At 45.0% G+C, this 23,990-nt stretch carries 22 protein-coding genes; 10 read left to right on the top strand and 12 right to left on the bottom strand.

Going from position 1 to position 23,990, the window contains the following annotated elements:
- Positions 1-25: 25 nt before the first annotated feature.
- The 10 genes from LX99_RS07940 to LX99_RS07895 all read right to left on the bottom strand — a co-directional run bounded on the left by LX99_RS07940 (position 26) and on the right by LX99_RS07895 (position 12,312).
- Positions 26-1,705, bottom strand: a complete 1,680-nt coding sequence (locus tag LX99_RS07940; RefSeq protein WP_109607367.1) for a GMC oxidoreductase — start codon at positions 1,703-1,705, stop codon at positions 26-28.
- Positions 1,706-1,870: 165 nt separating this feature from the next.
- Positions 1,871-3,586, bottom strand: coding sequence for a GMC oxidoreductase (locus LX99_RS07935; RefSeq protein ID WP_109607366.1), 1,716 nt, complete (start codon positions 3,584-3,586; stop codon positions 1,871-1,873).
- A 3-nt stretch (positions 3,587-3,589) separates the two neighbouring features.
- Entirely contained in the window at positions 3,590-4,189 is a 600-nt protein-coding gene (locus tag LX99_RS07930; RefSeq protein WP_109607365.1) for a gluconate 2-dehydrogenase subunit 3 family protein, read from the bottom strand.
- Positions 4,190-4,375: 186 nt separating this feature from the next.
- Positions 4,376-5,290 (bottom strand): sugar phosphate isomerase/epimerase family protein, encoded by a 915-nt coding sequence (locus LX99_RS07925; protein ID WP_109607605.1) that lies wholly within the window; start codon positions 5,288-5,290, stop codon positions 4,376-4,378.
- A gap of 492 nt (positions 5,291-5,782) precedes the next feature.
- Complete coding sequence (locus LX99_RS07920) at positions 5,783-6,814, bottom strand: hemin-degrading factor (RefSeq protein WP_109607364.1); 1,032 nt, start codon at positions 6,812-6,814, stop codon at positions 5,783-5,785.
- Between the two features lie 11 nt (positions 6,815-6,825).
- A complete protein-coding gene (locus tag LX99_RS07915) occupies positions 6,826-7,617 on the bottom strand; it encodes a heme ABC transporter ATP-binding protein (protein ID WP_109607363.1) in 792 nt (263 codons plus the stop codon).
- Positions 7,614-8,663, bottom strand: a complete 1,050-nt coding sequence (locus tag LX99_RS07910) for a FecCD family ABC transporter permease (RefSeq protein WP_109607362.1) — start codon at positions 8,661-8,663, stop codon at positions 7,614-7,616. Before LX99_RS07910 ends, LX99_RS07915 begins: the two co-directional genes overlap by 4 nt.
- Positions 8,663-9,508: a heme/hemin ABC transporter substrate-binding protein gene (locus LX99_RS07905; RefSeq protein WP_245927870.1), complete on the bottom strand. Its 846-nt coding sequence runs from the start codon at positions 9,506-9,508 to the stop codon at positions 8,663-8,665. Before LX99_RS07905 ends, LX99_RS07910 begins: the two co-directional genes overlap by 1 nt.
- 78 nt (positions 9,509-9,586) lie before the next feature.
- Positions 9,587-10,195, bottom strand: coding sequence for an HmuY family protein (locus LX99_RS07900; protein WP_109607361.1), 609 nt, complete (start codon positions 10,193-10,195; stop codon positions 9,587-9,589).
- A 26-nt stretch (positions 10,196-10,221) separates the two neighbouring features.
- Complete coding sequence (locus tag LX99_RS07895) at positions 10,222-12,312, bottom strand: TonB-dependent receptor plug domain-containing protein (protein ID WP_109607360.1); 2,091 nt, start codon at positions 12,310-12,312, stop codon at positions 10,222-10,224.
- 97 nt (positions 12,313-12,409) lie between these two features.
- Here LX99_RS07895 and LX99_RS07890 point away from each other — a divergent pair, with 97 nt between their 5' ends.
- Entirely contained in the window at positions 12,410-13,378 is a 969-nt protein-coding gene (locus LX99_RS07890; RefSeq protein ID WP_109607359.1) for a helix-turn-helix transcriptional regulator, read from the top strand.
- Positions 13,379-13,652: 274 nt separating this feature from the next.
- On the opposite strand, the gene LX99_RS07885 is transcribed toward LX99_RS07890, so the two are convergent.
- Together LX99_RS07885 and LX99_RS07880 are read right to left on the bottom strand one after the other, a co-directional pair.
- Positions 13,653-14,531 carry a YitT family protein gene (locus LX99_RS07885; RefSeq protein WP_109607358.1) on the bottom strand — a complete coding sequence of 293 codons (879 nt, stop codon included), beginning with the start codon at positions 14,529-14,531 and terminating at the stop codon, positions 13,653-13,655.
- Between the two features lie 13 nt (positions 14,532-14,544).
- Positions 14,545-15,120 (bottom strand): HD domain-containing protein, encoded by a 576-nt coding sequence (locus LX99_RS07880; RefSeq protein ID WP_109607357.1) that lies wholly within the window; start codon positions 15,118-15,120, stop codon positions 14,545-14,547.
- A gap of 183 nt (positions 15,121-15,303) precedes the next feature.
- Between LX99_RS07880 and LX99_RS07875 the strand changes: the two genes are divergently transcribed.
- From LX99_RS07875 to LX99_RS07835, 9 genes are all read left to right on the top strand, one after another.
- Entirely contained in the window at positions 15,304-16,542 is a 1,239-nt protein-coding gene (locus LX99_RS07875; protein WP_109607356.1) for a dicarboxylate/amino acid:cation symporter, read from the top strand.
- A gap of 24 nt (positions 16,543-16,566) precedes the next feature.
- Positions 16,567-17,181: a trimeric intracellular cation channel family protein gene (locus LX99_RS07870; protein WP_109607355.1), complete on the top strand. Its 615-nt coding sequence runs from the start codon at positions 16,567-16,569 to the stop codon at positions 17,179-17,181.
- On the top strand, positions 17,181-17,303 hold the full coding sequence (locus tag LX99_RS26245) for a hypothetical protein (RefSeq protein ID WP_281270932.1): 123 nt from the start codon (positions 17,181-17,183) through the stop codon (positions 17,301-17,303). The genes LX99_RS07870 and LX99_RS26245 overlap by 1 nt, the downstream gene beginning before the upstream one ends.
- Before the next feature lie 225 nt (positions 17,304-17,528).
- Positions 17,529-18,290 carry an SDR family NAD(P)-dependent oxidoreductase gene (locus tag LX99_RS07860; protein ID WP_245927869.1) on the top strand — a complete coding sequence of 254 codons (762 nt, stop codon included), beginning with the start codon at positions 17,529-17,531 and terminating at the stop codon, positions 18,288-18,290.
- A gap of 65 nt (positions 18,291-18,355) precedes the next feature.
- On the top strand, positions 18,356-19,270 hold the full coding sequence (locus LX99_RS07855; protein ID WP_109607353.1) for a helix-turn-helix domain-containing protein: 915 nt from the start codon (positions 18,356-18,358) through the stop codon (positions 19,268-19,270).
- Positions 19,271-19,483: 213 nt separating this feature from the next.
- Positions 19,484-21,571 carry a hypothetical protein gene (locus LX99_RS07850; protein WP_109607352.1) on the top strand — a complete coding sequence of 696 codons (2,088 nt, stop codon included), beginning with the start codon at positions 19,484-19,486 and terminating at the stop codon, positions 21,569-21,571.
- Positions 21,572-21,674: 103 nt separating this feature from the next.
- Entirely contained in the window at positions 21,675-22,253 is a 579-nt protein-coding gene (locus LX99_RS07845) for a PAS domain S-box protein (protein WP_109607351.1), read from the top strand.
- Positions 22,254-22,322: 69 nt separating this feature from the next.
- On the top strand, positions 22,323-22,598 hold the full coding sequence (locus LX99_RS07840; protein WP_109607350.1) for a TIGR03643 family protein: 276 nt from the start codon (positions 22,323-22,325) through the stop codon (positions 22,596-22,598).
- A 3-nt stretch (positions 22,599-22,601) separates the two neighbouring features.
- Complete coding sequence (locus LX99_RS07835; RefSeq protein ID WP_109607349.1) at positions 22,602-23,873, top strand: DASH family cryptochrome; 1,272 nt, start codon at positions 22,602-22,604, stop codon at positions 23,871-23,873.
- Positions 23,874-23,990 lie beyond the last annotated feature (117 nt).

Raw genomic sequence — 23,990 nt, 5'->3', positions numbered from 1 at the left:
TTATAGGTTTTTGTATGTGATACTGTTAAATTTCGCCTTTTTTAAGTGAATCAACGGCATAGTTAGCTGCACGGGCCGTTAACGCCATATAAGTAAGCGACGGGTTCTGACATGCTGCCGATGTCATACAGGCGCCATCGGTAACAAATACGTTTTTAGCATCCCAAACCTGGTTCCATTCGTTTAGCACCGAAGTTTTCGGATCGCGGCCCATACGCGCGGTACCCATTTCGTGGATACCACGACCCAGGAACGGATTAGCGCTATAGGTTTGTACATCTTTACAACCCATGGCCTCTAACATTTCCTTACCGTCCTTCTCCATGTCGATACGCATTTTCAGCTCGTTATCCTTCAATTCGGCATCAATGGCAACAACGTTAAGGCCCCACTTATCTTTTTTGGTTTTATCAAGCGTGATCTTGTTATCGTGGTAAGGCAGTGTTTCGCCGAAACCGCCCATACCTACATGCCATGCGCCCGGTTCGGTCAAGGCATCTTTAAACGCGCCGCCGATGTTCATTTCGGCTATATCACGGCTCCAGCCTTCGCGGCTTGCAGAACCCTGGTAACCGAAACCACGGATATAATCGCGTTTTTCGCCGTTGAGGTTGCGGAAACGCGGAATGTAGAAACCGTTGGCCCTGCGACCGAAATAATATTTATCCTCATAACCTTCAAACCTGCCCGAAGCGCCTACATTAAGGTGGTGGTCCATCAGGTTGTGACCAAGCTCACCGCTGCTGCTGCCTAAACCGTCAGGCCAGATATCGGTAGCCGAGTTCATGAGGATCCAAGTACTGTTGATGGTTGAAGCGTTCAGGAAGATAATCTTAGCGTAGTATTCGTAAGTTTTGTTGGTTTCTGCATCCAGGATCTCAACACCTTTGGCTTTTTTGGTGTCTTTATCATACAAAATTTTGGTTACGATAGACCATGGGCGCACTGTTAAATTACCGGTAGCCATAGCCGCAGGCAAAGTAGCCGATTGTGTACTGAAGTAAGCACCAAACGGACAACCTAACCAGCATTTGTTACGGTACTGGCAGTTGGTACGGTCATAATGCGGCACAGTGATATTTGCTGTACGGCCGATGATCATGTGGCGCGCTTCTTTATAATATTCTTTTAAGCGTTTAGCAACGTCTTTTTCTACTACGTTCAGCTCCATTGGCGGCATAAAATCGCCATCAGGAAGGATAGCCAGCCCATCCCTGTTACCAGAGATACCCGCAAATTTCTCGGCATAGCTGTACCACGGGGCAATATCTTTATAACGGATAGGCCAATCCACGGCGATACCGTCTTTCAGGTTGGCCTCAAAGTCAACATCGGCCCAACGGTACGACTGGCGGCCCCACATTAACGAGCGCCCACCCACATGATAACCACGGAACCAGTCGAAACGTTTGATCTCGGTATACGGACTGTCTTTATCACTTGCCCAATAGTCAAGGTTGGTTTCATTCAGCGGGTAATCGCGTTTCAGAACCGGGTAATCATCAATCATTTTCTGGGTACGACCTCCCCTGTGTTCAAACTCCCAGGGATCCTTGGTAGCGTTCACATAATCTTTGATGTGCTTGATATCACGACCACGCTCCAGCATGATGGTTTTCAAACCCTTTTGTGTTAGTTCTTTGGCAGCCCACCCGCCTGAAATTCCTGAGCCAATGACTATTGCGTCATAAGTGTTTGCAGACATACGAATATTACGATTAGTTTATTTTGTTTAGTACTTGGTTGTGTTGTTAAATGTATGAATAAAATTCGTTTTACAAATATTGCATTGTGTTTTTTACACACATTAAGCCCCCCGGGCACCCTAAAGGGGGTGTAACAGAAAGCTTCCCCTTTAGGGGGCTGGGGGCTAAATATTCCCCTTCTTCATTTCACTCATCGCGTAATCGGCAGCTCTTGCCGTAAAAGCCATATAGGTTAGGGACGGGTTTTGGCATGAGGTTGAGGTCATGCTGGCGCCATCGGTAACAAATACGTTTTTAACGCTGTGCACCTGGTTCCATTTATTGAGTATCGATGTTTTAGGATCATTACCCATGCGTGCGCCTCCCATTTCATGGATGTCCAATCCGGGGGCACGCCTGTCTGTAAATGCCTGGATATTGGTGAAACCGGCGCTGGTAAACATTTCTGTAAGCTGCTCGATGTAATCCTTCTTCATCTTTTCGTCGTTATCATCATAGTCAACATTCATCTTCAGTAAGGGTACGCCCCAGGCATCTTTCTGCTTATCATCCAGGCTTACAAAGTTGGTTTCCTTCGGGATGGTTTCGCCCATCATGTGCGAGCCTACGTGCCATGGCCCAAGTTCTTTATTGGCCAGGTTATTTTTCAGGCTGCTGCCAACACCGTCCCAGCTGCGTTCAGGGTAACGATAAGCGCTGAAGCCGGCTGCGTAACCACGCAGAAAATCAGTTTCCTGCCTGTAAACGTTCCTGAACCGTGGGATATAGCCGCCGCCGGCCGGGTTACGGCCATCGGTTGTCCATTCCTTTGCGCCATCATATTGAGCGCCGATATGAGCCGAATAATTATGGAAAGCCACGTATTTACCCAACACACCGCTATCGTTGCCCAAACCATTAGGGAAACGGTGCGATTTGGAGTTGAGCAAAATTAAATTAGTATTTAATGCCGCCGCGTTTACGAAAATCACTTTGGCGTGGTATTCAATCGCTTCTTTCGTATTGGTATCAATAACCCTTACACCGGTAGCCTTGCCCAGCTTATCATCATAAATAATTGATTCCACAACCGAGAACGGCCTCAACGTAGCATGGCCCGATTTTAATGCCCAGGGAATAGTACTCGCGTTGGCACTGAAATACCCACCAAAAGGGCAGCCACGCTCGCAGATGGTCCTCCGCTGACATTGTACCCTGCCCTGATCCAGATGAATTTGATTAGGGGTTGATAAATGCGCGCAACGGGCGCTGATCACGTAGCGGTTTTTATAGGTGCTTTTTACGTGGTTGCTGAAATACTCTTCAACGGTATTTAAAGGGAAGGCGGGCAAAAACTCACCATCGGGCAATTCGGCAATACCGTCACGGTTGCCCGAGATACCCGCGAACTTTTCTACATAGCTATACCATGGCGCGATATCTTTATAACGGATCGGCCAATCCACCGCGAAACCATCGCGGGCGGGGCCTTCAAAGTCAAAATCGCTCCAGCGCTGGGTTTGGCGCGCCCAAAGCAGGGATTTACCGCCCACCTGGTAACCACGGATCCAATCAAAAGGTTTATCCTGGATATAAGGGTGCTCGGCATCTTTTACAAAAAAGTGCGCGGCGCTTTCGCCAAAGGCATAGCAGCGGTTCACAATCGGGTTAGCCTCCTGAACACTCATCGGCAATTGGCCGCGGTGCTCAAACTCCCAGGGGTACATATTGGTGGTGGGATAATCCTTAATGTGCTTTACATCGCGGCCACGCTCCAGGATCAATGTTTTTAATCCTTTATCGGTAAATTCTTTGGCAGCCCATCCGCCGCTCATGCCCGAGCCTATGACGATGGCATCAAAAGTGCGATCCTTAACGCTGTCGATATTTAAATTGGCCATCGTTTAAACTGCCTGCTTTAGTTTATAAGGGAAACGCGCGTTGTACCTGCCCGGCACAAGTTCGTAAACCACAATATTGGTCATGAAATATTTTGAATTGGTGTACCCGTTGATGGTTTGCCTTTTTACCATACTGTAAAACTTCTTCAATTCAGGTGAGTATTTACCTTTATATGGAGGAATTGGATTATTATCCTTTTTAGCGGCCGCTGCCTCTTCCGCCTTACCTTCTTTTTCTATGTCCAGCAAAAATGCTTCGCGGTTTTTAGTATCGAGCTGATTAAACGTTTTACCATATTGTTGCTGAACAACATCGGCAAAATGCCCCATTCCGGTTAAAAATGCTTGCTGATCATCCTTTTTATAGCAATCATCAACCATCTTAAGCACAAACAAATGCAACTGCAGGTCTTTAGCTCCCGGGGTTGTGGTTTTAGGAATAAAAGTTTCAGAAACCTCGCCTATCAGTTGCTCCTGAACGACACTGATATCAATGTTTTTAAGGGCGACTTTTGATTTTGCTTCATCCTGCGAGCATGCAGGGAGCAAAGCGGCCCCTCCTATTATCAAAGCCAGGTTTTTAATGACGGTACGCCTGTCCATTTGTTAAATAAAATGTTTTAGCTAATAAGCCCGTGTTATTTGTCTTTTCATTTTTAGCGCGATTGGACAAACAGCCGGAACACTTTTTATGATTTATAATGTATTTCCAAACTTAATCATTACAAATTAAAATACAAGGCCTGGAAAATTTAAAACTTTATGATGGCGTAAGATAACTTTATACTGTTAATACCCCCACTTTTTCATGATTTGTAAATCAATTTTTACACAATCAACCGGATCCATTCCCTGGTACGATTCCTGTTCGATGATAAACAGGGAGGTGCCGCCTTTTTTGGCCGCCGCAGCCACAATATCCTTAACGGGTAAAATCCCTTTGCCTAAAATGGTACTTTCTGTATCGTCGCCATCATGCGGCGGAACCTTGATCTCGTCTTTAACGTGCATTGACTGGAAACGGCCCGGATATTTATTGATAAACTCCAAAGCCATACCGCCGGTGCTGTACATGTTACCAATATCTATTTGCTGGACAACAAGTGCCGCATCGGTATTTTGAATGATATAATCGTAAAGCGTAATATCACCAACTTTGGTGCTGATCTCGAAGTTGTGGTTATGATAACCAAACATCATGTTTGATTTTTTGCAAAGCTCGCCGCTTTTGTTAAACTGCTCCATCGTGCGTTTCAGGGCATCGGTATCGGTACGCACCTTTTCGTCCATCCAGGGACTGATCACGTATTTCTGACCGAGGGTAGCGGCATCCTCCACGGTATATTTCCATTCATCGGTAAAATCATTTTTTGACGCATCCCAATGCCGCGGTGTCATTACGGTGTGCCCGCTCGGCATTTTCAGGTTCAAATCATCCAGTATCTTTTTAAACTCTTTGGCGGTGTAACCGTAAAATTTCCTGTCGATATAATTGGCATGTTCCACGTGAACATAGCCGACATCGGCGACCTTTTTAAGCGTGCCCAGCGGATCGGCCTTCATGGCATCGCGTACGCTGTACAACTGTAAGCCTACCCGCTTTAACTTATTACCGGTAGCTGCAAACAAACTATCAGGAAGCAAAGCGGCACCGGCCATCGCCATGGCGCCGGTTTTTAAAAATGATCTGCGTGATGTATACATTGACTGTAATTTAAGGTTATTGTATAATTGGAAACAGTGAATCATAATTCCCGCAAAAGCCAGGTGCCTGCTCAGCCGGCAACCGGCATGGGGTATTGATAGAACCCTGTCGGTTATAAAAGTAAGCAATGATTTTTGATTGTTTACCGGCAAAGGGTATTATCCGTAAAAAAATACATGTTTATAAAAGGATAATTGCCGGGAAGGTTTTTTTGGGAAAACGGGATCCGAACCGACAGATCACAAATCGGCTCAAATGGCTTAGGCTTACTTAGTATTAACTCCGTGAAATTCGGGAGATTTCTTTAGTTAACAATCGCAATCTCGAAGGGCGAAACGCAGCATCGGATTTTGATGTAGAATTTATTATAACGCTTCGATTATCTCCTTACGCTTAGGGATCATATGATGGTTACAAACATAACGATATTGGTGCCTGTATCACCTGCGGCACATGCTTACGATACCGCAGGAGACCAGGACTTTATCCTATCAGTTATTGCCTATGCTTTTTGTAATCAAGCCTCTCCAGCCTTCGCTTTCGGGGATACCCGGTTTGCGCTTGCCAAAAAACTGAACGATGGTATTACCTTCTTTATCAAACACTTCAATACTATGTACCCAGCCGTCGCTTGTAGGTTTTTTAACCAGCCAAACAGTATCGATTCCATCAAGCCTAAGGTGCATGTTAAAATCGGGATCGAGCACGTTGAACCAGGGACCTGTTTCTACCAGATTAACAATCGGGCCGGTGTGGATCTGGATACACCCAGAGCTGCCGTTAAAAACCATAATTTCCTGCTCCACCGCAGCCGCATTTTTTAACAGAAGTTTGAGGTCGCTGACGTCTATTTTTTGCGCATAGTCCGTAGGCGCCAGGCGTAAAGCCTGGGTACGGGTAAGTTGGTACTTCTTTAATAAGGGATGGAAGTCATGCGTATCCTGTAAAGCTCTCCAGCCTTCCTGAAACCCGCTGATGTTTATCTGGCTGTCGGGCAGTTCGGCCGATGGAGCAGATGCAGGTACTATGGTTAAGGTTTCCCGCTGATCTTCCGATTTGTACTTGTTGACAAGGTTATGATATGCCTGTACGTCGCTATCCTCAACCAGGTAAATCTTATGGACGGCCACTCCGCTTTGATCAAAAAACTGCAGGCTATGGCGCTCCGCTTCATTAACCGCGAAACCAAATGCCCAATGGCTCATAAATAAACGCAGGTCGATGTCAGGCGTAACTACCAGGCCTACCTGGCCGTTAAACGTTGCTTTTTTGTAGATGCCCTTACGCTCATGTACGCAGTAATCGTTACGGGTCAGGGCCATCACTTTGCCAAGCGTATTCGCTTCCTGTAAAAGTTCGGCAAACCTGTTGCTTAATCTAACCACGTTTACGCCGATGCCTGTATTTAACAAATCAGCCTCGCTTACACCTAATTTTTTAGCGGCGTCACGGATCCGAACTTTGGGATTTTGTTCTTTGAAAGCGTCCCATTGCGCTTTTATAGTTTGTGTTGTACTTTCCATATTCTATTAGTTTAAGAGTTATATTTAAATCGCCCGGTGGTAATTACCAGCGGACAGTTAAAATTTTCGTTTTTCATCAATTCTACCTTAATTCCAAAGGCGTTATGGATATTCTCGCAGGTTACCACCTCTTTAGGGCTGCCTAAAGCCTGTACTTTTCCTTGTTTCAGGATCATGAGCTGATCTGCGTAAGCGGCTGCAAGGTTGATATCGTGCAGGATGCAGATGATGCCGAATCCATTGTCGGCCATATTACGCGCCTGGATTAACAGCTGTTGCTGGTGTAAAATATCAAGTCCGTTGGTAGGCTCGTCCAAAAACAGCCAGCCATTCGGCACATCCTTTACCTGGGCAATAACACGCGCCAGTTGTACCCGCTGCTGCTCGCCGCCGGACAGGGTTTCGTAGGTACGTGCGGCCATCATGCTAACGCCTGCTGCCAGCATGGCTTCATCTACCATCTGCAAATCGTGCCCGGTTGGCTGCCCGTTAAAATGAGGGTACCTGCCCATTAACACCAATTCCCTGACGGTGAATGAAAGGCTGAGGGTGTTATGCTGGGTTAAAACCGAACGCTTTCGTGCAAGTTCATTCAAAGGGTAATCTTTAAGACGTTTACCGTTAAACTCTATATGCCCTGCTGATGGCATCATCTCGTTACAGAGTAACTTGAGTAAAGTACTTTTACCTGCGCCGTTAGCGCCGATAACGGCCATCACCTCGCCCGGCCTGGCCTGGAATGAAACATCACTTAATATCTCCTTCTTTCCAACTGAGTAAGCAATACCGTTAACCTTGATCATACCTGTTGTTTTTTAATTTGTACGCTGATCATGTAAATAAATACCGGCGACCCGGCCAGTGCAGTCACAATACCAATAGGTAATTCTGCAGGCGCTACCACACTACGCGATACGAGGTCGGTAAGCGTTAAGGTTGCCGCACCAAGAATGGCAGAGCCGGGTATAACCAGCCGGTTATCGGCACCAAAACCTATCCTGATCATATGAGGCACTACAAGCCCTGCAAAACTGATCATACCGGCAACGGCCACAGAAGCCCCTACACACATTGTAGCCAGTAAAAGCACGGTACGCTTTATTTTATTCACATTAAAGCCCATGTGTACTGCTTGCGTTTCGCCAAGGGATATGGCGTTTAATGCTTTGCCCATAAATGGCAATACTATTAAAGGGATTAACACAAAAGGCAAAATACTACCGGCAGTAAGCCAGCTCGAACCACCAAGGCTCCCCAGGCTCCAGAAGGTAAGGTTGCGCAGTTGCTCATCGGTTGAAATATAAGTTAGCAAACCTGTAAATGAAAAAGCTAACGCGTTAATAGCTATACCGGTTAACAGTAAAGCGGTAATCATGGTGCGGCCTTTGCGCATAGCCAATTTATATACCGCCAATGAGGTAATAAACGCCCCGCCAAATGAAGCTACAGATAACATATAGTAGCTATGGGAACTGCCCATGATGCTTAACAGTTTCCCGCCGAAAACGATACTTAAGGCAGCGAACAAGGTAGCGCCGGATGAAATACCGATCAACCCCGGTTCGGCCAACGGGTTACGAAACAGCCCCTGTACAGCCGAACCCGCAATACCCAATGCAGCACCGATCAGTACACCCGATAGTACCCTCGGTAACCTCAGGTTAAGCATCACCGCCAATTGCTGTGAAGTAAACGTGGCCTCGTGGCTTAACCCCATGTGGTAGCTAATCATTGACCATAGCTGGTTAACCCGGATATGCACCGCGCCGATACATACGGAGGCAATAACGGCCAGCATTAACAGAACCGATAAGCCGACAAGCACGTAATTATGGTTTTTGATATCCATTATTTAATCTTCTGTGCCAGTTCGCTAACCGCCAATCCCAATCTCGGCCCAAAGCTGCTTACCAATTCGCCATCCATGGTTACAAACCGTTTATTTTTACCTGCATTGGTTTGAGCCACACCCTGTACATTCATTAACCCGGCTGCGCCTCCCAGGCTATCCATACCACTACTGAAAAGTAAGATCACATCAGGATTAGCGGCAACTAATGCTTCGGGGGTTAGCGGTTTAAAATCTGAAAAACCGGTTACGGCATTAGCGCCACCTGCCATTTGTATAATTTGCTGCATCTGCGTACCCTCGCCGGCTACCATCATGGTACCTGTACCGCGGGCGTAAATGAACAATACTTTTGGCTTACTACCCTTGTTAATTTTTGCTGCGGCGGCCAGGTCTCCGTCTAACTTTTTGATCAGCAGTTCAGCTTTTGATGGCTTGCCGAATGCTGATGCTACTTCTTTAATAAGTTTGCGTGTGCCATCGGCAGAGTACGTTTGGGTAAATAAAACAAGTTTAATACCCGCGCTTTTAAGCTGTGAAACAAGCTCCGGCTTCAATTCGGTAGAAAGCCCGGTTACAATGTCGGGCTGCAGGGCCAAAATGCCTTCGGAACTCAGGTTGCGGTTGTGGCCTACCTTGGGTTTACTTTTTAACGATGCCGGATAATTACTGGTAATATCGGTACCGATGATATTGCTTTCCATACCAATACCTGCCAGTATTTCGCTTATAGTACCATTTACCGACACAATTTTGGGCGAAGTGTGCGCCATGGCTTGCGGCACATAGCTTATCATCACTACAATAAAGCTTAATAACAATTGTTTAATATTTCCTTTTACCATGTTATTGGGATTTAATATGTTTCGTTACCCCCGGGATAGCGGACTACAAACCGGAGGTCATGATCCTTTTTTTTTGAGTTATTGTAAGCTGGTGGTACCGTTTGCCTGATAGGAATAACGGAAGGTGTAAAATCTTGATGCCGGCCGGGTAGTTAAATCAGCAAAGGCAGGCGTGGTGGTGTCAGGGTTACCTTTGTAATAGCTTTTCATTTCTATTTTAGCATAGTTACCGGCACTGGTTTTTACCACAATAATTTTACCGGGAACCATTAAAATGGCATGTTGCGGAGCTGTGGTAGCGGTATAGGTATACCAGCCGGTAATAGCAGCGGCGCCCGTTGCATCAGCTTTATAGCCGCTTGTTGGCGCGGTAGTCAAATCGGCAAAGGTGCTGCTCACTACCTGGGCCTGTGCTGTGCCTGTGCCTGACGAACCACCGTTTACAAAAATGCCGGTGCCCGAAAATTTAATATCCCATTTTGTACCGGTGGTATCCGCGCCGGTTACCACCGAGTTACCGGCCAGGCTATAATACACCGCGCCTTTGGAACCATCAAGATCGGCAACTGTATTTGTTTTTATTGTTGCCGCAGGTGCAACGGTATTATCGTTGTTTTTACTGCATGCACTCATCAAAAGTACCGGGGTGCTCATTAATGCTAAGGCTAAAGTTTGTAGTTTGTTCATTTTATTTATCTGTATCTGTTGGTGAATTATTGTTTGCTGAAATTATAAGTGAAGCCGACGTAAAGCAATCGTCCGGGCAGGTTGCTGATGGTGAGCGGTTGTTTATAATCGCCCAGGTTTTCGCCGGTTAGCTGGAAGCGGAATTGGTTATGATAGAACAGCTTGGATACCGATGCGTTAAAAAGCACATAACCCTTCACATACTCATCGTCGCGGTTCACTATGCCGTTACCGTCCAGGTCAGAAAAACCATAGCGGCCACGATAAATAGCGCGTACCGACGCGACGATACCGGTTTTATCATCCTGGTAACTGATCCGCGCATTGGCCATGTTTTTTGAACGGTTTAACAAACCTCCGTACATCTGCCTGGTAACCTTTACTGTTTCACGTATTTTTGGGTCGATACCGAACACCTGCCCGGCCTTGATCTGATGGAGTACCTTATTGTCATAAGCTTGCAGGTATTGATACCCGCCGGCCAATGTCCAGTGGGTTAGGAAATGATAACTTAAGTCGGTCTCGGCTCCCTGCGTGTACACACTGTGGATATTGAAGTATGAGTAAACCGATTGCCCGTTTGTTTTGATGGCGATCGCCTCGGCATCAATCAAATCGCGGATATTGTTGCGAAAAAAATTAACTGTCCACATGAATGATTTTACCGGGCGATAGCGATAACCTAAGTTGTATCCCGTGGAGCTTTCCGCGTTTAAAGGCCGCAGCGTTGACGGATCAATCAAAATGGTTTGGATTTGCCCCTGCTGCTGCAGCTTTGCTATCTGGGCGGCCACTTCTTCGTAACCAAATACGCTGTATCCCACCACCGCGTTAGTAAAATTGAGGTAAAGCTGCCTGAAATCGGGCGCTTTATAACCCTTGCCCGTTGAGCCGAGCACCACGAAGTTATCTGATAACCGGTAGCTTAGCGCAAGTTTGGGGCTAAATTGCGACAGGTAAACGCTGTGTGCATCAAAGCGGCCGCCTGCAATCAGGTTTAGTTTCTTGAAAGGGGTCCAGTCTCCCTGCATGTAAGCGTATCCCGAGGTAAAGGATTGCCTGGTATCGTACCGGGTGGCATCCACTGTTTCGTACTGGCCTCCCGCTCCTGATGTTAATCTGAGTTTAGCGTAAGCCTGGTAATCGCCTTGCACCTCGGCGCGGTTAAAAGCCTGATTAAAATATGTATCATCATAAATGGCGTTAGTTGCTGTATAATTAAGTAAGGATGTTGTTCGATAGGTAGACCGGTACAGCCTCAGTTGGCCGGTTAACTTTTCTGAAAAACGGCGCGTAACAGACGGTGAAATGCTGAAATTACTTTCAAACCCCTTGCCTGCAACCTGGCCGCTATCCACACTGTAATTATTGGTGGTAGTATTTGTGTAATTTCTGATTAACAACAGCAGATCGGTATTGGCATTCAGCTTATAAGTGATTCTTCCGTTAACGGTGTAACCGTGATATGGCGACACCGTTGGGCTTCCGGAACCCGGAACGAGCGAATAACCACCCGTACTATTACGGTTTACAAAGCCGGAAACGGATAATTTATCCGTAGCATAAGCCGCGTTAAAGTTCAGATCGGCATTTTTATTGGTACCGTACCGCGCTGCAACGGAAGATGAAAAACCCAACGGAGGCCTTGCCGAAATAAGGTTAACTACTCCGGCCATAGCCTCGCTGCCATACAAGGATGATACCGGGCCTTTTACTACTTCTATACGGTCAACGCCGTTGGTGGTAATGCGGGTAAGATCCAATATCCCCGTAGTACGGCCTATAACCGGCATGCCATCGAGCATGATCATTGTATAATCGGGCGCAAAACCCTGTACCTGGATTCCCTGACCATGCGCATCGGGCAGTACAGATAGGCCGGTTTGCTCATTTAACACCTCGTCTAATCTTACCAATCCCCTGTTTTTGATTTCCTTATTGCTGATGGTACTAACAGGCATTGGCACCGACATCAACTCCTTTGCCGACCGCGTAGCTGTTACTATTACTTCCTTTAATTTTTTAACCTTACCGGTATCTGTAACTGCAGTATCTATCTGTTGCGCGCTCACCCTGGCCGAAAGCAACAGCAACACATAGACTATTTTTTTATTCATTTATTTAGACTAATTAAAAACAATGATGCAAATTTGCGGGATAAGTCAATCAGGCGGTTAACGCAAAACGGATTGAAAACAACGCGAAAGGGATTATATGCAAATAAACTTTACCTCGATCATTAACAAGGAACCACAACTTAACCTGGCCTACCCTAAAGAATTTAACGGAGCCACTCCCATAGAATACCGTACCTCATCAACTGCGGCAGAATGGGGAGATATGCAGATCAAAGAGTTGTGGTTTGAGGGCGTATGTTTACTGAACAGCCGCTTCAATGTAAACACCGCCTCGGCATTGACGTTACAGTGCGATAGCTTTTGCTGGGTGATGAATTTTGTGTTGGATGGCGAACTGGCCGTGCATTCAAATACTGAAGATCTTGAGATCACCTTGCAGACCGGCCACTATCATACCTTCTATTGCCCGGCATTAAATATTGGGTTAATGGTAAACGGTACTACCGAAGCGTTTACCATATGCCTTACCAAACGCTTCATCCGCAAATTGTTGGGCAAAGATATTTTGCCCGACAATTTTGAGGGCGGTGGTCAGGAACCCTTAACCCTCGTAACTACCGGCGCATACCACGATAGCCGGTTCAAAGAGCTACTCAAAGAAATGGAACGAGCCGACCGACCAGATTATATCCGCCGGATTTTCCTGGAAGCTAAAATATTGGAATTGCTCTCGCTGCAATTGGAACGGCTGGAAAGCGAGCGGCTTTCGCCAGGCAATCTTAGTAAAGAAGATGTTTCCCGATTAAAAGAAGCCAAAGCTTTGGTAGAGCAAAACCTGCAAACCCCTTGCTCGCTGATTGAACTGGCCCGCAAAACCGGCTTAAATGACTTTAAGCTAAAAAAAGGTTTTAAAGAACTCTTCGGCCAAACCGTATTTGGTTATCTGTTTGATCTGCGGATGAATTCGGCCTATCAGTTGCTGAAAGAAGGCAAAACAGTTGGGGAAGTATCAGAAATGGTAGGTTACAAAAATGCACATCACTTTACCTTCGCTTTTAAAAAGAAATATAACTTACTTCCCAGCCAGATTGGCAAAGTGCGGTAAAGCCGGTAAGTACTTTATTTAAGCCATATTTGTAAGTTAGACGGTTGCGTTACAAATGCAAACCCGGTTAAGCGCAGTTGCGTTACAAACGCAAACCCAAGTTAAGCACTCATCACAGATGAGCGCAAGAATTTAAGTTAGGCGGTTGCGTTGCAAACGCTAATTCAGGTTAAGCACTCATCACAGATGAGCGCAAGGGTTTAAAATGTTTAAACACCCAGAAAAAATGAGCGGCAAAGTTATTTTGAACTTAAAACTTAAGACTTAGAACTTATCAATGATCGCGCACCTTCTTCTTTAACACCCCACCGGCTGCTTCTTTAATGCTGTTTGTAAATACGAAGGCTTTAGGATCGATGCGGTGTACCAGGTTTTTTAACCGGCGTACTTCCAAACGGGTTACTACCGTAAAAATGATATCAACGGGCTGATGAACATCAAAGCTCTCCTTCATAAAACCACGTTCGCCTTTGTAAATGGTAATACCGCGGCCAAGCTCCATTACCAGCTTCTCTTTAATAATTTCGCTTTGACCCGAAATGATGTTTACCGCGGTATACTCCTCCAAACCATCAATAACAAAGGTAATTGTGCGGGATGCGGTATAATAGGTCAAAATTGAATATAGCGCTGTAGGCAGGCCCAGCTCAACGGCAGCAATCAGGAAGATGATAATATTGATGCCTAAAATAATTTCGCTGATGGTGAAACTACTGCGTTTGAGGGTATACAATGCCAATATCTCGATACCATCCAGGGCGCAGCCTCCGCGGATGGATAATCCTACGCCCAGGCCCATAAACACGCCACCGAATATGGATACCAGCAATTTATCGGAAGTAATAACGGGATATTCGATAAACTGCAAACAAAGGCCCAAGCCAATTACGCAAGCCAACGTTTTCAGCGCGAATGACTTGTTAACCTGGAACATCCCCATAATGATAAAAGGGATATTAGCGGCTATAATCACGTAGGCTATATTAAAGTGATACAACTCATGGAGCAAAAGCGAAATCCCGGTTACCCCGCCATCAAAGAAGCTGTTGGGCACCAAAAATCCTTTTAAAGCGAAACCGCAGAATAAAATACCGATAATTACGGTTACTACATCTTTGATAACTTCTTCAATTTTTAAACCCGGCTGTGTCATTAATAGCAGTATTTTATAATCGTTGTGTGATAGTTGTTAAATGTTCGTTTTTACATTTATCCCTGAGCCTTAGGGCTGTTTGAGTGAAGTAGCAGTGATTCTGCAGAAATTTCACCTGCTGTTTGTCCCATGCCTGTTCGTCTTCAAGGTGATCTGTAATTACAAGTTCCGAAAATAACCTTTTACTGAGGATAAAAAAATCATTTCGGCCCAAATAATCCAAATCGGCGTCACAAATTATTTCCCCGAGGTGGTTATGAGGGTTTTGCGGAATTTTTGTTGCCATAATGATATCGCAAACCTGTTCAATCTCATTATCAGTATAACCAAAATCCGGCAGATATTGCCTTGCATTTTTGCATGATCCGGTTTCATGATCAACCTGTCCAAATAAAAAACCAGAGTCGTGATAGTAGGCCGCGGTTAATAATAATTGTGTTTCATGCTCACCTATCCCCTCGCCTGCAGCAAGTTGTTTGGCGGCGTTGTAAACATCCAGCGCATGATCGGCATTGTGGTAATGAAAGCAATCGGCTAATTCTGTTTTTATTTTGGCGAGGATAAAGGCCCCGGCTTGTTCTACCTGCATTTAGTATTATAATGGGATGCGAAGATATTAATTTAGGAGAGATGAATAGCACGCGTAAGTAAAATCAAGCGGCGGCGCTTATATAACACGAGGCAGGTCGTCTATTGCTATTCACCGGTCACAATCATCATTGGCGGCGTAATTATCTATCCCAAAACAAAACCTAACAATTATCTTAGCACAATGAACAGCTGGTTTAAAAATTACAAAGGCATCATCCTGCTGATAACAGGTATCATTATTGGCAGTATTGCCGGTGCTGTTTTGGGGGATAAGGTAGAGGTGATCAAACCCATTGGTGATATTTTCCTTAACCTGCTATTCACTGCTGTGGTGCCATTGGTGTTTTTTGCCATCGCGTCGGCCATTGCAGGGTTGGATGGTTCGCAAAAGCTCGGGAGGTTGTTAGGTATTACCTCGCTGGTGTTTGTAGGGACTGTATTGGTTGCCGCCATTGTAACAATCATAGCCATCCGGATTTTCCCGATCCATCAACACCTCGTGGCCAGCCCTATTACCGAAGCCATCACCAAAAAACCTCTCGGCGATCAATTAACCAGCCTGTTCACTACCGGCGAGTTTTACCAACTACTATCCCGCAAAAGCATGCTGGCCATGATCATCTTTGCGGTAATTACCGGCTTCGCCATTTTAAACGCGGGCGAAAATGGTAAACCGTTCGCCGCGTTTATCCATAGCGGCAACGAAGTTTTTAAAAACATTTTTGTGCTTATCATGAAAATGGGGCCGGTTGGCTTGGGGGCTTATTTCGCATACCAGGTTGGCGTATTCGGACCGCAATTATTCGGGGGATATGCACGGTCGATGGCGGTTTATTATAGCGTTGGCGCTTTTTATTACCTGGTAATGTTTAGTTTATACGCCTTTATTGCAGGCGGCATTGGCGCGTTTAAGCGTTACTGGCGCAACAACATTATTCCATCGGCCACAGCTGTGGGTACCTGCAGCAGCATTGCTACCATTCCGGCTAACATGGATGCTGCGAAAAAAATGGGCATTTCAGACGCCATCGCCAATATCACCATTCCGTTGGGGGGAACACTGCACAAAGAGGGGTCAAGTATCTCGTCTATTGTAAAAATGGCTGTGGTTTTCGCGTTGTTTGGTAAAAGCTTTGATAACCCTCAAACTGTTATACTCGCCCTGGGGATGACAGTTTTGGTGAGCCTGGTGGAAGGCGGCATCCCTAACGGGGGCTATATAGGAGAGTTACTATTTATTTCGGCCTATGGTTTTCCGCCCGAGGCGCTCCCTCCTGCTATTATTATCGGCACATTGGTTGATCCGATGGCCACTTTACTGAACGCTACCGGTGATACCGTGGCCGGGATGCTGGTAGCGCGGTTTGCGGAGGGGAAAAACTGGGCAATGCCCCCTAACCCCCTGAAGGGGGAACAATAGTGTTGATGGATTAACACATAATATATGCTCCACATTTTATACATAGTCGCCATCATTGCCGAGGCCATGACGGCTGCCCTATCTGCCGGGAGGCGGGATATGGATTGGGTTGGGGTTTGTATCATTGCCTGGGTTACAGCTTTAGGCGGCGGCACAGTGCGCAATATCCTGTTTAACCACTACCCCATGAGTTGGGTTGAACATCCCGAATACCTGGTGATCACCGCCGGAGCCGCGATCTTGGCCGCTGTAATTGCCCGGTTAATGACCAAAATGAAAACACTTTTCCTGTATCTGGATGCCCTGGGACTGGTAGTATTCACCATCATAGGCTGCCAGATAGCCGAGCAGATTAACCTTCCCTGGCTTATTATTTTACTAAGCGGTATGATAACAGGCTGCGCAGGCGGCGTACTGCGCGATGTTTTATGTAACGAAGTACCGCTTTTGTTTAGGAAGGAGGTTTACGCCAGCGCATCCAGTGTTACCGGGGCACTTTACCTGGGGTTGGAATATTTGAACGTACCCATCGGAGTTGCCATCTTGATAGCCTGCGTTGTTGGCCTGGCTTTACGCCTGCTCTCCATCAAATATAACTGGCAGATGCCGAAGTTTGTTTATCGCGAAGAATGGCATTGATGTTTGATTTAGGAGTTGAGAATTTCGTATTTGCCCACCTGGTTCACTTTTTGGTGTCTCCATCCGCGGCTTATCTCACCGGGTCTAACTACGCTATCGATGGCGGCTCGTTACCTGTATGACGAATATCATACTTACCGGTTCCATAGGCTATATCAAAAAAACACTTGCAGCGGGCCCCGTCAAGAATGTACATCATGTTACTGCTATTGCCAGCAAGGCGAAGCGCATACCGGCGATTATCTTCGTTTAGGCTACATGAATTCCCGATTTGGCTACAACAAGCACCTCAATAGACCTGACCTTTGTCTTGATATTATTAAAAGATAAAGTTTATGCAGACAAACATGAAGAAAGTAGCCCTTGTTACAGGAGCTAATACAGGTGTAGGGTTTCAGATTGCCAAGGCCCTTGCAAACAATAATTACATAGTCTATATAGGTTCAAGGGATTTACAGAAGGGCGAAGCCGCCGTTTCTGAAATCGGCAGCAATGCCAAAGTTATTCAGTTGGATATTACCAATGCCGAAGCAGTCGAGGCTGCGGTAGCGACAATCCGGGAGGAGTTTGGCTATCTTTCATTATTGGTTAACAATGCCGCTATTTCCCATGCCGGAAAAGTAGGGCGTACTATGGAAGAAATCATAGCGGCCCAAAAACCGAGTATCGTTTCTATTTCTGAATTGCAAACGGTATGGAACACCAACGTATTCAGCACACTTGCCGTAACGCAGGCTTTCCTGCCCTTGTTAAAAGCAGCGCCTTCGGCGCGTATTGTTACAGTATCGAGCGCTTTGGGCTCGCTGACTATTAATTCAAATCCTCACAATCCGTACCGTTCAGCATTCGATGCAGTATATGGGGCATCAAAAACGGCGCTCAACGGCATTTTTGTATCGCTGGCGATAGAGCTTGAGAACACAGGTGTAAAAGTACATTTAGTGAGTCCCGGCTTTACAGCAACAGCGCTGAATAATTTCCAGGGGACTGATACGGTGGAATTTGGTTCATTAGAGCCTATCCGGGTTGCATTGGCAGAAGATCTTCCCAACGGAAGTTTTACCGGGCCGGCCGGCTTTGCAGGAACGGACAACATCCTTCCGTGGTAATATTTTAAGAAAAGGCTGAAACCTACGGCAAAGCCCCTGTCGTAGGTTTTATCTAAATTTGATGTATGAAAAAGAAAAACCTGGTACGGTTTCGATCTATCTCAGAAAGCCATGAGGCATTTGGGTTACCCAAACCCCAACATCCGTTAATCAGCCTGATCCATTTTAACGAAAACAACCCTTTTAATACGGGGATGGCCCCTATTTATGATATAGTTGACTTCTATAAAATAACGTTTATTACCCAAAACAGCGGGCGGTTAAAATACGGGCAGGATTACTATGATTATAACGATGGCAGCATGCTGTTTATAGCACCCAACCAGTTAGTAGGTAGCACGGAATATAACAGTAAGACTTACGCCTATATACTGCTTATTCACCCTGATTTTTTGTTAGGGTATCCATTGGCAAAAAAAATTAAAGAATACGGTTATTTTTCTTACTCGATGAATGAAGCGTTACACCTGTCCGGCCCGGAAAGAGAGATTATTTTATCAGTGTATCAGATTATGGAAAAGGAAATCAACGCGCGTGTTGATGAGTTTAGCCAGGAAGTAATTGTTTCCCAGGTTGATTTGCTGCTAAATTATGTCAACCGTTTCTATAAGCGCCAGTTCATTACCCGTAAAACGGTAAACAGTACTGTACTGCAAAAAACCGAAGCCATTTTAGAAGCCTACTTTAACAGTGGCGAAACCTTGCAACATGGTTTACCAACTGTGCAATTTCTTTCTGAACAGCTCCACTTATCAACGGGATATTTAAGTGACTTGCTGCGTTCCCTCATTGGCCTGAATGCACAGCAGTTTATTCATTTGAAATTGATAGAAAAGGCCAAAGAAAAACTGTCTGGCAGTAATTTATCCATCAGTGAAATTGCTTATGAATTAGGGTTCGAGCATTCACAATCGTTCAGCAAACTGTTTAAGACAAAAACAAAACTTTCGCCGATGGAGTTCAGGCAATCTTTTAACTGAGTACCTGAATAAACCTTGAAGATAATTATTCACTATCCGATCATTTAAGATAAATTTAATGGAGTATCGACGAATACCGATTTTTTTATCAATAAGCAGGCAACTCCATCTCACAGATTGCTATCAATACCTGTAAAGCTGGTTAAATACCCAAGATATTTTAAATTGATTATTTAAATATCCTATCTTAACGCTTTAGTTTTAGATAGATTTATGCCCCCTAAATTTTTACTATTGCTGCTTTTGTTTTTATGCCCGGCAGCAGTTATCAGTCAGATCCCTTCTATACGGTTAAAGTTTGAAAACGGCCAGGTAAAAAGCAGTTTTAAAAGCCCCAACGGTGAAAAAAGTTTTATACTGGATGCCGTTATACCCTCTACCAATCAAAGCCCTGCCCTATTATTGTATTCAGACAGTACGGGGATTATTTTCAGAAAACACATTGAATATTATAAAAACAGCTGCGATTTAACCAGTACCATAAAAAAAACCACCTACGGCTTACAGTGGGATATAGAGATCACTGCAAAAGACACTGATAGCTGGACGGCCCCCATCGAAACTTCATTACAATGGATCCGCCAGGATTCGGCGTTGTTTTGGACAACCTGGGCAGATAATCACACCCATCCCGAAACTGATACCTGGCATGATCCATTTACCTCAGCGCATTTTCAGGACCTGGCATTAACCTATGGCGGGGAAACACACCTTTCGCGTAATACTTTTGTGATACCTGTGGCTACCACCTTTTTTAACCAGGATAATATTGGTTTAAGTTTCCTCCAATCGCTGGATGATACCATCCTTGATTTGGAAATGCATACTACCGCCGATGGAAAAATAGCTTACCGGCATATCAACCACCGGATAAATTCAAAACACAGCATCCATATCCGTCATCAGATTGTTTTTCACCAGGCCGATTGGCGTGATGGCATAGCCTGGATGGCAAAAACTTATAAAGCCTACTTTTCCCCCGAAGAGCCAACGGTGAATAGCATTGTCGGCTGTGCCGCATATTCATCATACGAAGGTGAATTAGACACCGCCAAATACCATAAAATGGCCTTCAGTTTAAACTGGAAAGCATCGCTGGATTTCCCTTACATGGGTATGTTTATTCCCCCCGTTAAAAGTAAAGACGAAAAATGGGTAAAATACAAGCAAAGAGGCGTACAGGTAGATGATGGCTATGCAACTATAAACCGGCTGAATAAATATTCGGAACACTTAAACCAACTCGGCTTCCATACCATTAGTTATTTTAATGTAAATGAATTTGGTAATGGCATAGTTTACCCTTATAAAACCACTACTGTCGCTGATGATTCGCTCTGGAAAAACCCGAATAACTTTGTTTATACGAGGCTAAAAAAGGCTTTTTTGAAGCCGGCCGGTTTACTGCCCGACTGGGACGACCGACCGGTGTTTTCGAATTGGGAAGACTGTATAGTACTTGATCCGGCCGACTCTGTATATAAATCTTTTTTGCTTAACCAGGCCGCCCTGCATATAAAAAATATTCCAGCCTCGTCGGGCATATGTATTGACAGGCTCGACTGGATGCGGTTTTACAACGCCAATGGCGACGACCAAATCAGCATGGTCAACAGGCAAAAAACACAATCATTGCTCATGTCCTGGAAAAATTTGATGGATCCCTTGAGCCGGGTCATGCATAACGCGCATAAAGTTATCTTTTGCAACCCGCTTTACCGGCGGATAGATTTGATGGCACATATCGACAGCATTTACGATGAGTTTGGCTACATGGCATCCAGCTTAAACCTGTGCGCGCAAATGGCTTTTTTTAAACCAATCATCGCCTGGACAGCGTCAAAGGAAAACCTAATGCCCGATCCGGATGCCTATTTTCAGCGTCATTTATACCTCGGCAGCTTCCTGACAGCCCCATATCCCGGCAACGATCACTGCATACAGCCCGATGCATGGGCCGAAAAATATTACCTGGATTATGGCCCGCTGCTGTCGGCGATAAAAGGGCGCGAATGGCTCCTTGTTCCGCATATAGTGCAAGTTGTAAACGGACAGGCAAAGGCTAACGCTTTTAAAGTAAATGGGAAAGTAATTATACCGTTGGTATTAGGCGGGAGCACAAACCAGACATCAGTTATGCTCAGGCTGCCATTTACCGGGTTAAACAAGAAAAAGCTTCAAATAAAAGTATTATACCCCGGCCAAACTAAATGGAAGCTGCTTAAAACCACATCATATGCTCAAACGTTAAAGTTAGATGTGCCTATGAAAAGAGGATGCGCACTTATAGGTATTGATTAAAGACAAAGCCTTGTGCGTTAGACAATTTATAGCGATAGGTTGAACTTTGGTTTCAAATGAATTGAAAAACTTTAAATTCCTTACGATATTTGCTTTCTAAATAATGCCCTACGCTCACGTTCCCAAATTTCTTGATACTTCAGCTTACTTCTATGCCATCTCAATTGGTATAGACAGTAAGTATACCTATGTTAACCCTAACTATGACAGAAACTTTGGTTTAGGTAAAGCTACGCTTAAGGGGCAGCATTTTTCCGTAACGCTCCATCCGGATGACATAAGCATATGCGAGCAAGTCGGGCAGCAATGCTTTGAAGATACAAAGCGGCTTTATCCTGCTACCTTACGTAAACATGATGGCAAAGGTGGTTTTATTACCACACAATGGGAGATGCAAGGCATATTAGATGAGCATGGAGCACCTCAAAGTATATTTTGCATAGGCTATAATATTACAGAATTTCTTGATACCCGAGCGAAGTTGGATCTGGCAGCGCTTCAGCTGGACGAAATCAGCTTTATCCAGTCGCATGGTGTGCGTAAGCCGCTTGCCAACATTATGGCTATTGCCGGATTAATCGGGGTTGCAGAGGATATGGAAGAGGTCCGGCTCCTGACAAGCATGCTCAACCAAAGTGCTAACGAGCTGGATTTAATTATACGTGAGATCTCTAATAAATGATTTCAATCATCAATTTAAAGGCGGGATAACCAATCTGAAAACCATATAATACCGTTTGTATATAAAAAAATGACACACGACTATATTTTTAATGAAGTAGAAACCGACCGTATCATCGAAATGGCCTGGGAAGACCGTACAACATTTGATGCCATAACCCTGCAATTCGGGATCAATGAGCAGCAGGTGATAGAACTGATGCGCAGGGAAATGAAGGCCTCAAGTTTCAGAATGTGGCGGAAGCGTGTACAGGGACGAAGTACTAAGCATGTTATCAAGTCCTTACGTTTTAAATGCAGCAGGCAGCGACAGATAAGCGGAAACAAGATCAGCAAACGAAAATGACGCATGACGACACTGTCTGAAAAAAAGATTGCTTTAGTTTGGTTTAAAACCAATCTTCGTTTACGTGATAACGAATGTTTGACCCGTGCCTTAGCCGAAAACGACGAAGTTGTTCCTTTTTATTGTCTTGATGACCTGCTCTTACAAACTACATCGTACGGGTTTAAAAAAGCAGGCGCCTTTCGACTGAAATTTTTAAAAGAAAGTTTGCAGTGCCTTGACCAAGGGCTGCGCACAGCCGGATCAGGGCTGGTTTTTATAGCTGGCGCGCCTGAAAAAGAAATACCTGAACTGGCTATAACATATGGCGCCCAAACGCTTTATGCAGAAAAGGAAGTTGCGCCCGAGGAATTGAGTTTACAGGAAAAGGTAATAACCGGACTGTCCCGTTTAAATTGTTCGGTAAAAACTTTTGAATGCCGTAATCTATTTCATTCGTCTGATCTTCCATTCCCAACAGCACAACTACCTGAGATCTTTACAGAATTTAAAAGGAAGACAGAAGACGTTGTGACTGTACGTCCGGTATTTCCAAAGCCGGTATTCATACGTTCACCTTCAATCAAAAGCTTAGACTTATCAATCATAGAAGCTGAGGTTGAAGCAGATCCGCGTGCCGTGTTAGTGTTTAAAGGAGGATCAGATGCTGCTCATGAGCGCCTCCAAAATTATTTTTATCAAACAAAGGCGTTATCCAACTACAAACATACACGCAATGGCCTGGTAGGCGAAAGTTACTCATCCAAGTTTTCTGCCTGGCTCGCCGCAGGCTGCATCTCGGCCAGGGAGATCTATGAAGAAGTAAAAAAATATGAAATCATATTTGGCGGCAATGAATCTACCTACTGGCTTATCTACGAATTGCTTTGGCGGGACTATTTTGGATTTTGCATGGAGAAAAACAATTTGCGCTATTTCCGGAGATCAAGCCTCCATTCATCAACCGCGGTGCTTGATCTTTGGGTGGAGGCACGAACCGGTAACACTTTTATAGACGCCAATATGACCGAATTGAAACTGACCGGGTTTATGAGTAACCGTGGGCGGCAGAATGTAGCCAGTTACCTTTGCAACGACCTGAAGGTTGACTGGCGTTACGGCGCGGCTTATTTTGAGCAGCAATTGATTGATTATGACGTTTGCAGCAATTGGGGAAATTGGGCCTATCTTGCCGGTATTGGAAATGACCCCAGATCTAACCGGTATTTTAATACCGCCAAACAGGCCGCTGCTTACGATCCCGAAGGAACATTTCAACAGCTTTGGCTCGGATAAATTTTAACGTTACCTGCCAATCCTCTTCCGGTAAAAGCTTTCAGATGCCTCGAGCTTTTAAAAAATCCTGCTCCACACTGCAATTAATTGACGATCCAATTATATTTTACAAAATTA

It is taken from the genome of Mucilaginibacter oryzae (assembly GCF_003148845.1).
Taxonomy (GTDB): domain Bacteria; phylum Bacteroidota; class Bacteroidia; order Sphingobacteriales; family Sphingobacteriaceae; genus Mucilaginibacter; species Mucilaginibacter oryzae.
The sequence above is the reverse complement of the archived record's forward strand: the minus strand, read 5'-3'. Positions and strand labels throughout refer to the sequence as shown.

Excerpts from the sequence above, each read along its gene's own strand:
- LX99_RS07940 (WP_109607367.1), bottom strand. The coding sequence starts at position 1,705 with ATGTCTGCAAACACTTATGACGCAATAGTCATTGGCTCAGGAATTTCA.
- LX99_RS07935 (WP_109607366.1), bottom strand. The coding sequence starts at position 3,586 with ATGGCCAATTTAAATATCGACAGCGTTAAGGATCGCACTTTTGATGCC.
- LX99_RS07930 (WP_109607365.1), bottom strand. The coding sequence starts at position 4,189 with ATGGACAGGCGTACCGTCATTAAAAACCTGGCTTTGATAATAGGAGGG.
- LX99_RS07925 (WP_109607605.1), bottom strand. The coding sequence starts at position 5,290 with ATGTATACATCACGCAGATCATTTTTAAAAACCGGCGCCATGGCGATG.
- LX99_RS07920 (WP_109607364.1), bottom strand. The coding sequence starts at position 6,814 with ATGGAAAGTACAACACAAACTATAAAAGCGCAATGGGACGCTTTCAAA.
- LX99_RS07915 (WP_109607363.1), bottom strand. The coding sequence starts at position 7,617 with ATGATCAAGGTTAACGGTATTGCTTACTCAGTTGGAAAGAAGGAGATA.
- LX99_RS07910 (WP_109607362.1), bottom strand. The coding sequence starts at position 8,663 with ATGGATATCAAAAACCATAATTACGTGCTTGTCGGCTTATCGGTTCTG.
- LX99_RS07905 (WP_245927870.1), bottom strand. The coding sequence starts at position 9,508 with ATGGTAAAAGGAAATATTAAACAATTGTTATTAAGCTTTATTGTAGTG.
- LX99_RS07900 (WP_109607361.1), bottom strand. The coding sequence starts at position 10,195 with ATGAACAAACTACAAACTTTAGCCTTAGCATTAATGAGCACCCCGGTA.
- LX99_RS07895 (WP_109607360.1), bottom strand. The coding sequence starts at position 12,312 with ATGAATAAAAAAATAGTCTATGTGTTGCTGTTGCTTTCGGCCAGGGTG.
- LX99_RS07890 (WP_109607359.1), top strand. The coding sequence starts at position 12,410 with ATGCAAATAAACTTTACCTCGATCATTAACAAGGAACCACAACTTAAC.
- LX99_RS07885 (WP_109607358.1), bottom strand. The coding sequence starts at position 14,531 with ATGACACAGCCGGGTTTAAAAATTGAAGAAGTTATCAAAGATGTAGTA.
- LX99_RS07880 (WP_109607357.1), bottom strand. The coding sequence starts at position 15,120 with ATGCAGGTAGAACAAGCCGGGGCCTTTATCCTCGCCAAAATAAAAACA.
- LX99_RS07875 (WP_109607356.1), top strand. The coding sequence starts at position 15,304 with ATGAACAGCTGGTTTAAAAATTACAAAGGCATCATCCTGCTGATAACA.
- LX99_RS07870 (WP_109607355.1), top strand. The coding sequence starts at position 16,567 with ATGCTCCACATTTTATACATAGTCGCCATCATTGCCGAGGCCATGACG.
- LX99_RS26245 (WP_281270932.1), top strand. The coding sequence starts at position 17,181 with ATGTTTGATTTAGGAGTTGAGAATTTCGTATTTGCCCACCTGGTTCAC.
- LX99_RS07860 (WP_245927869.1), top strand. The coding sequence starts at position 17,529 with ATGAAGAAAGTAGCCCTTGTTACAGGAGCTAATACAGGTGTAGGGTTT.
- LX99_RS07855 (WP_109607353.1), top strand. The coding sequence starts at position 18,356 with ATGAAAAAGAAAAACCTGGTACGGTTTCGATCTATCTCAGAAAGCCAT.
- LX99_RS07850 (WP_109607352.1), top strand. The coding sequence starts at position 19,484 with ATGCCCCCTAAATTTTTACTATTGCTGCTTTTGTTTTTATGCCCGGCA.
- LX99_RS07845 (WP_109607351.1), top strand. The coding sequence starts at position 21,675 with ATGCCCTACGCTCACGTTCCCAAATTTCTTGATACTTCAGCTTACTTC.
- LX99_RS07840 (WP_109607350.1), top strand. The coding sequence starts at position 22,323 with ATGACACACGACTATATTTTTAATGAAGTAGAAACCGACCGTATCATC.
- LX99_RS07835 (WP_109607349.1), top strand. The coding sequence starts at position 22,602 with ATGACGACACTGTCTGAAAAAAAGATTGCTTTAGTTTGGTTTAAAACC.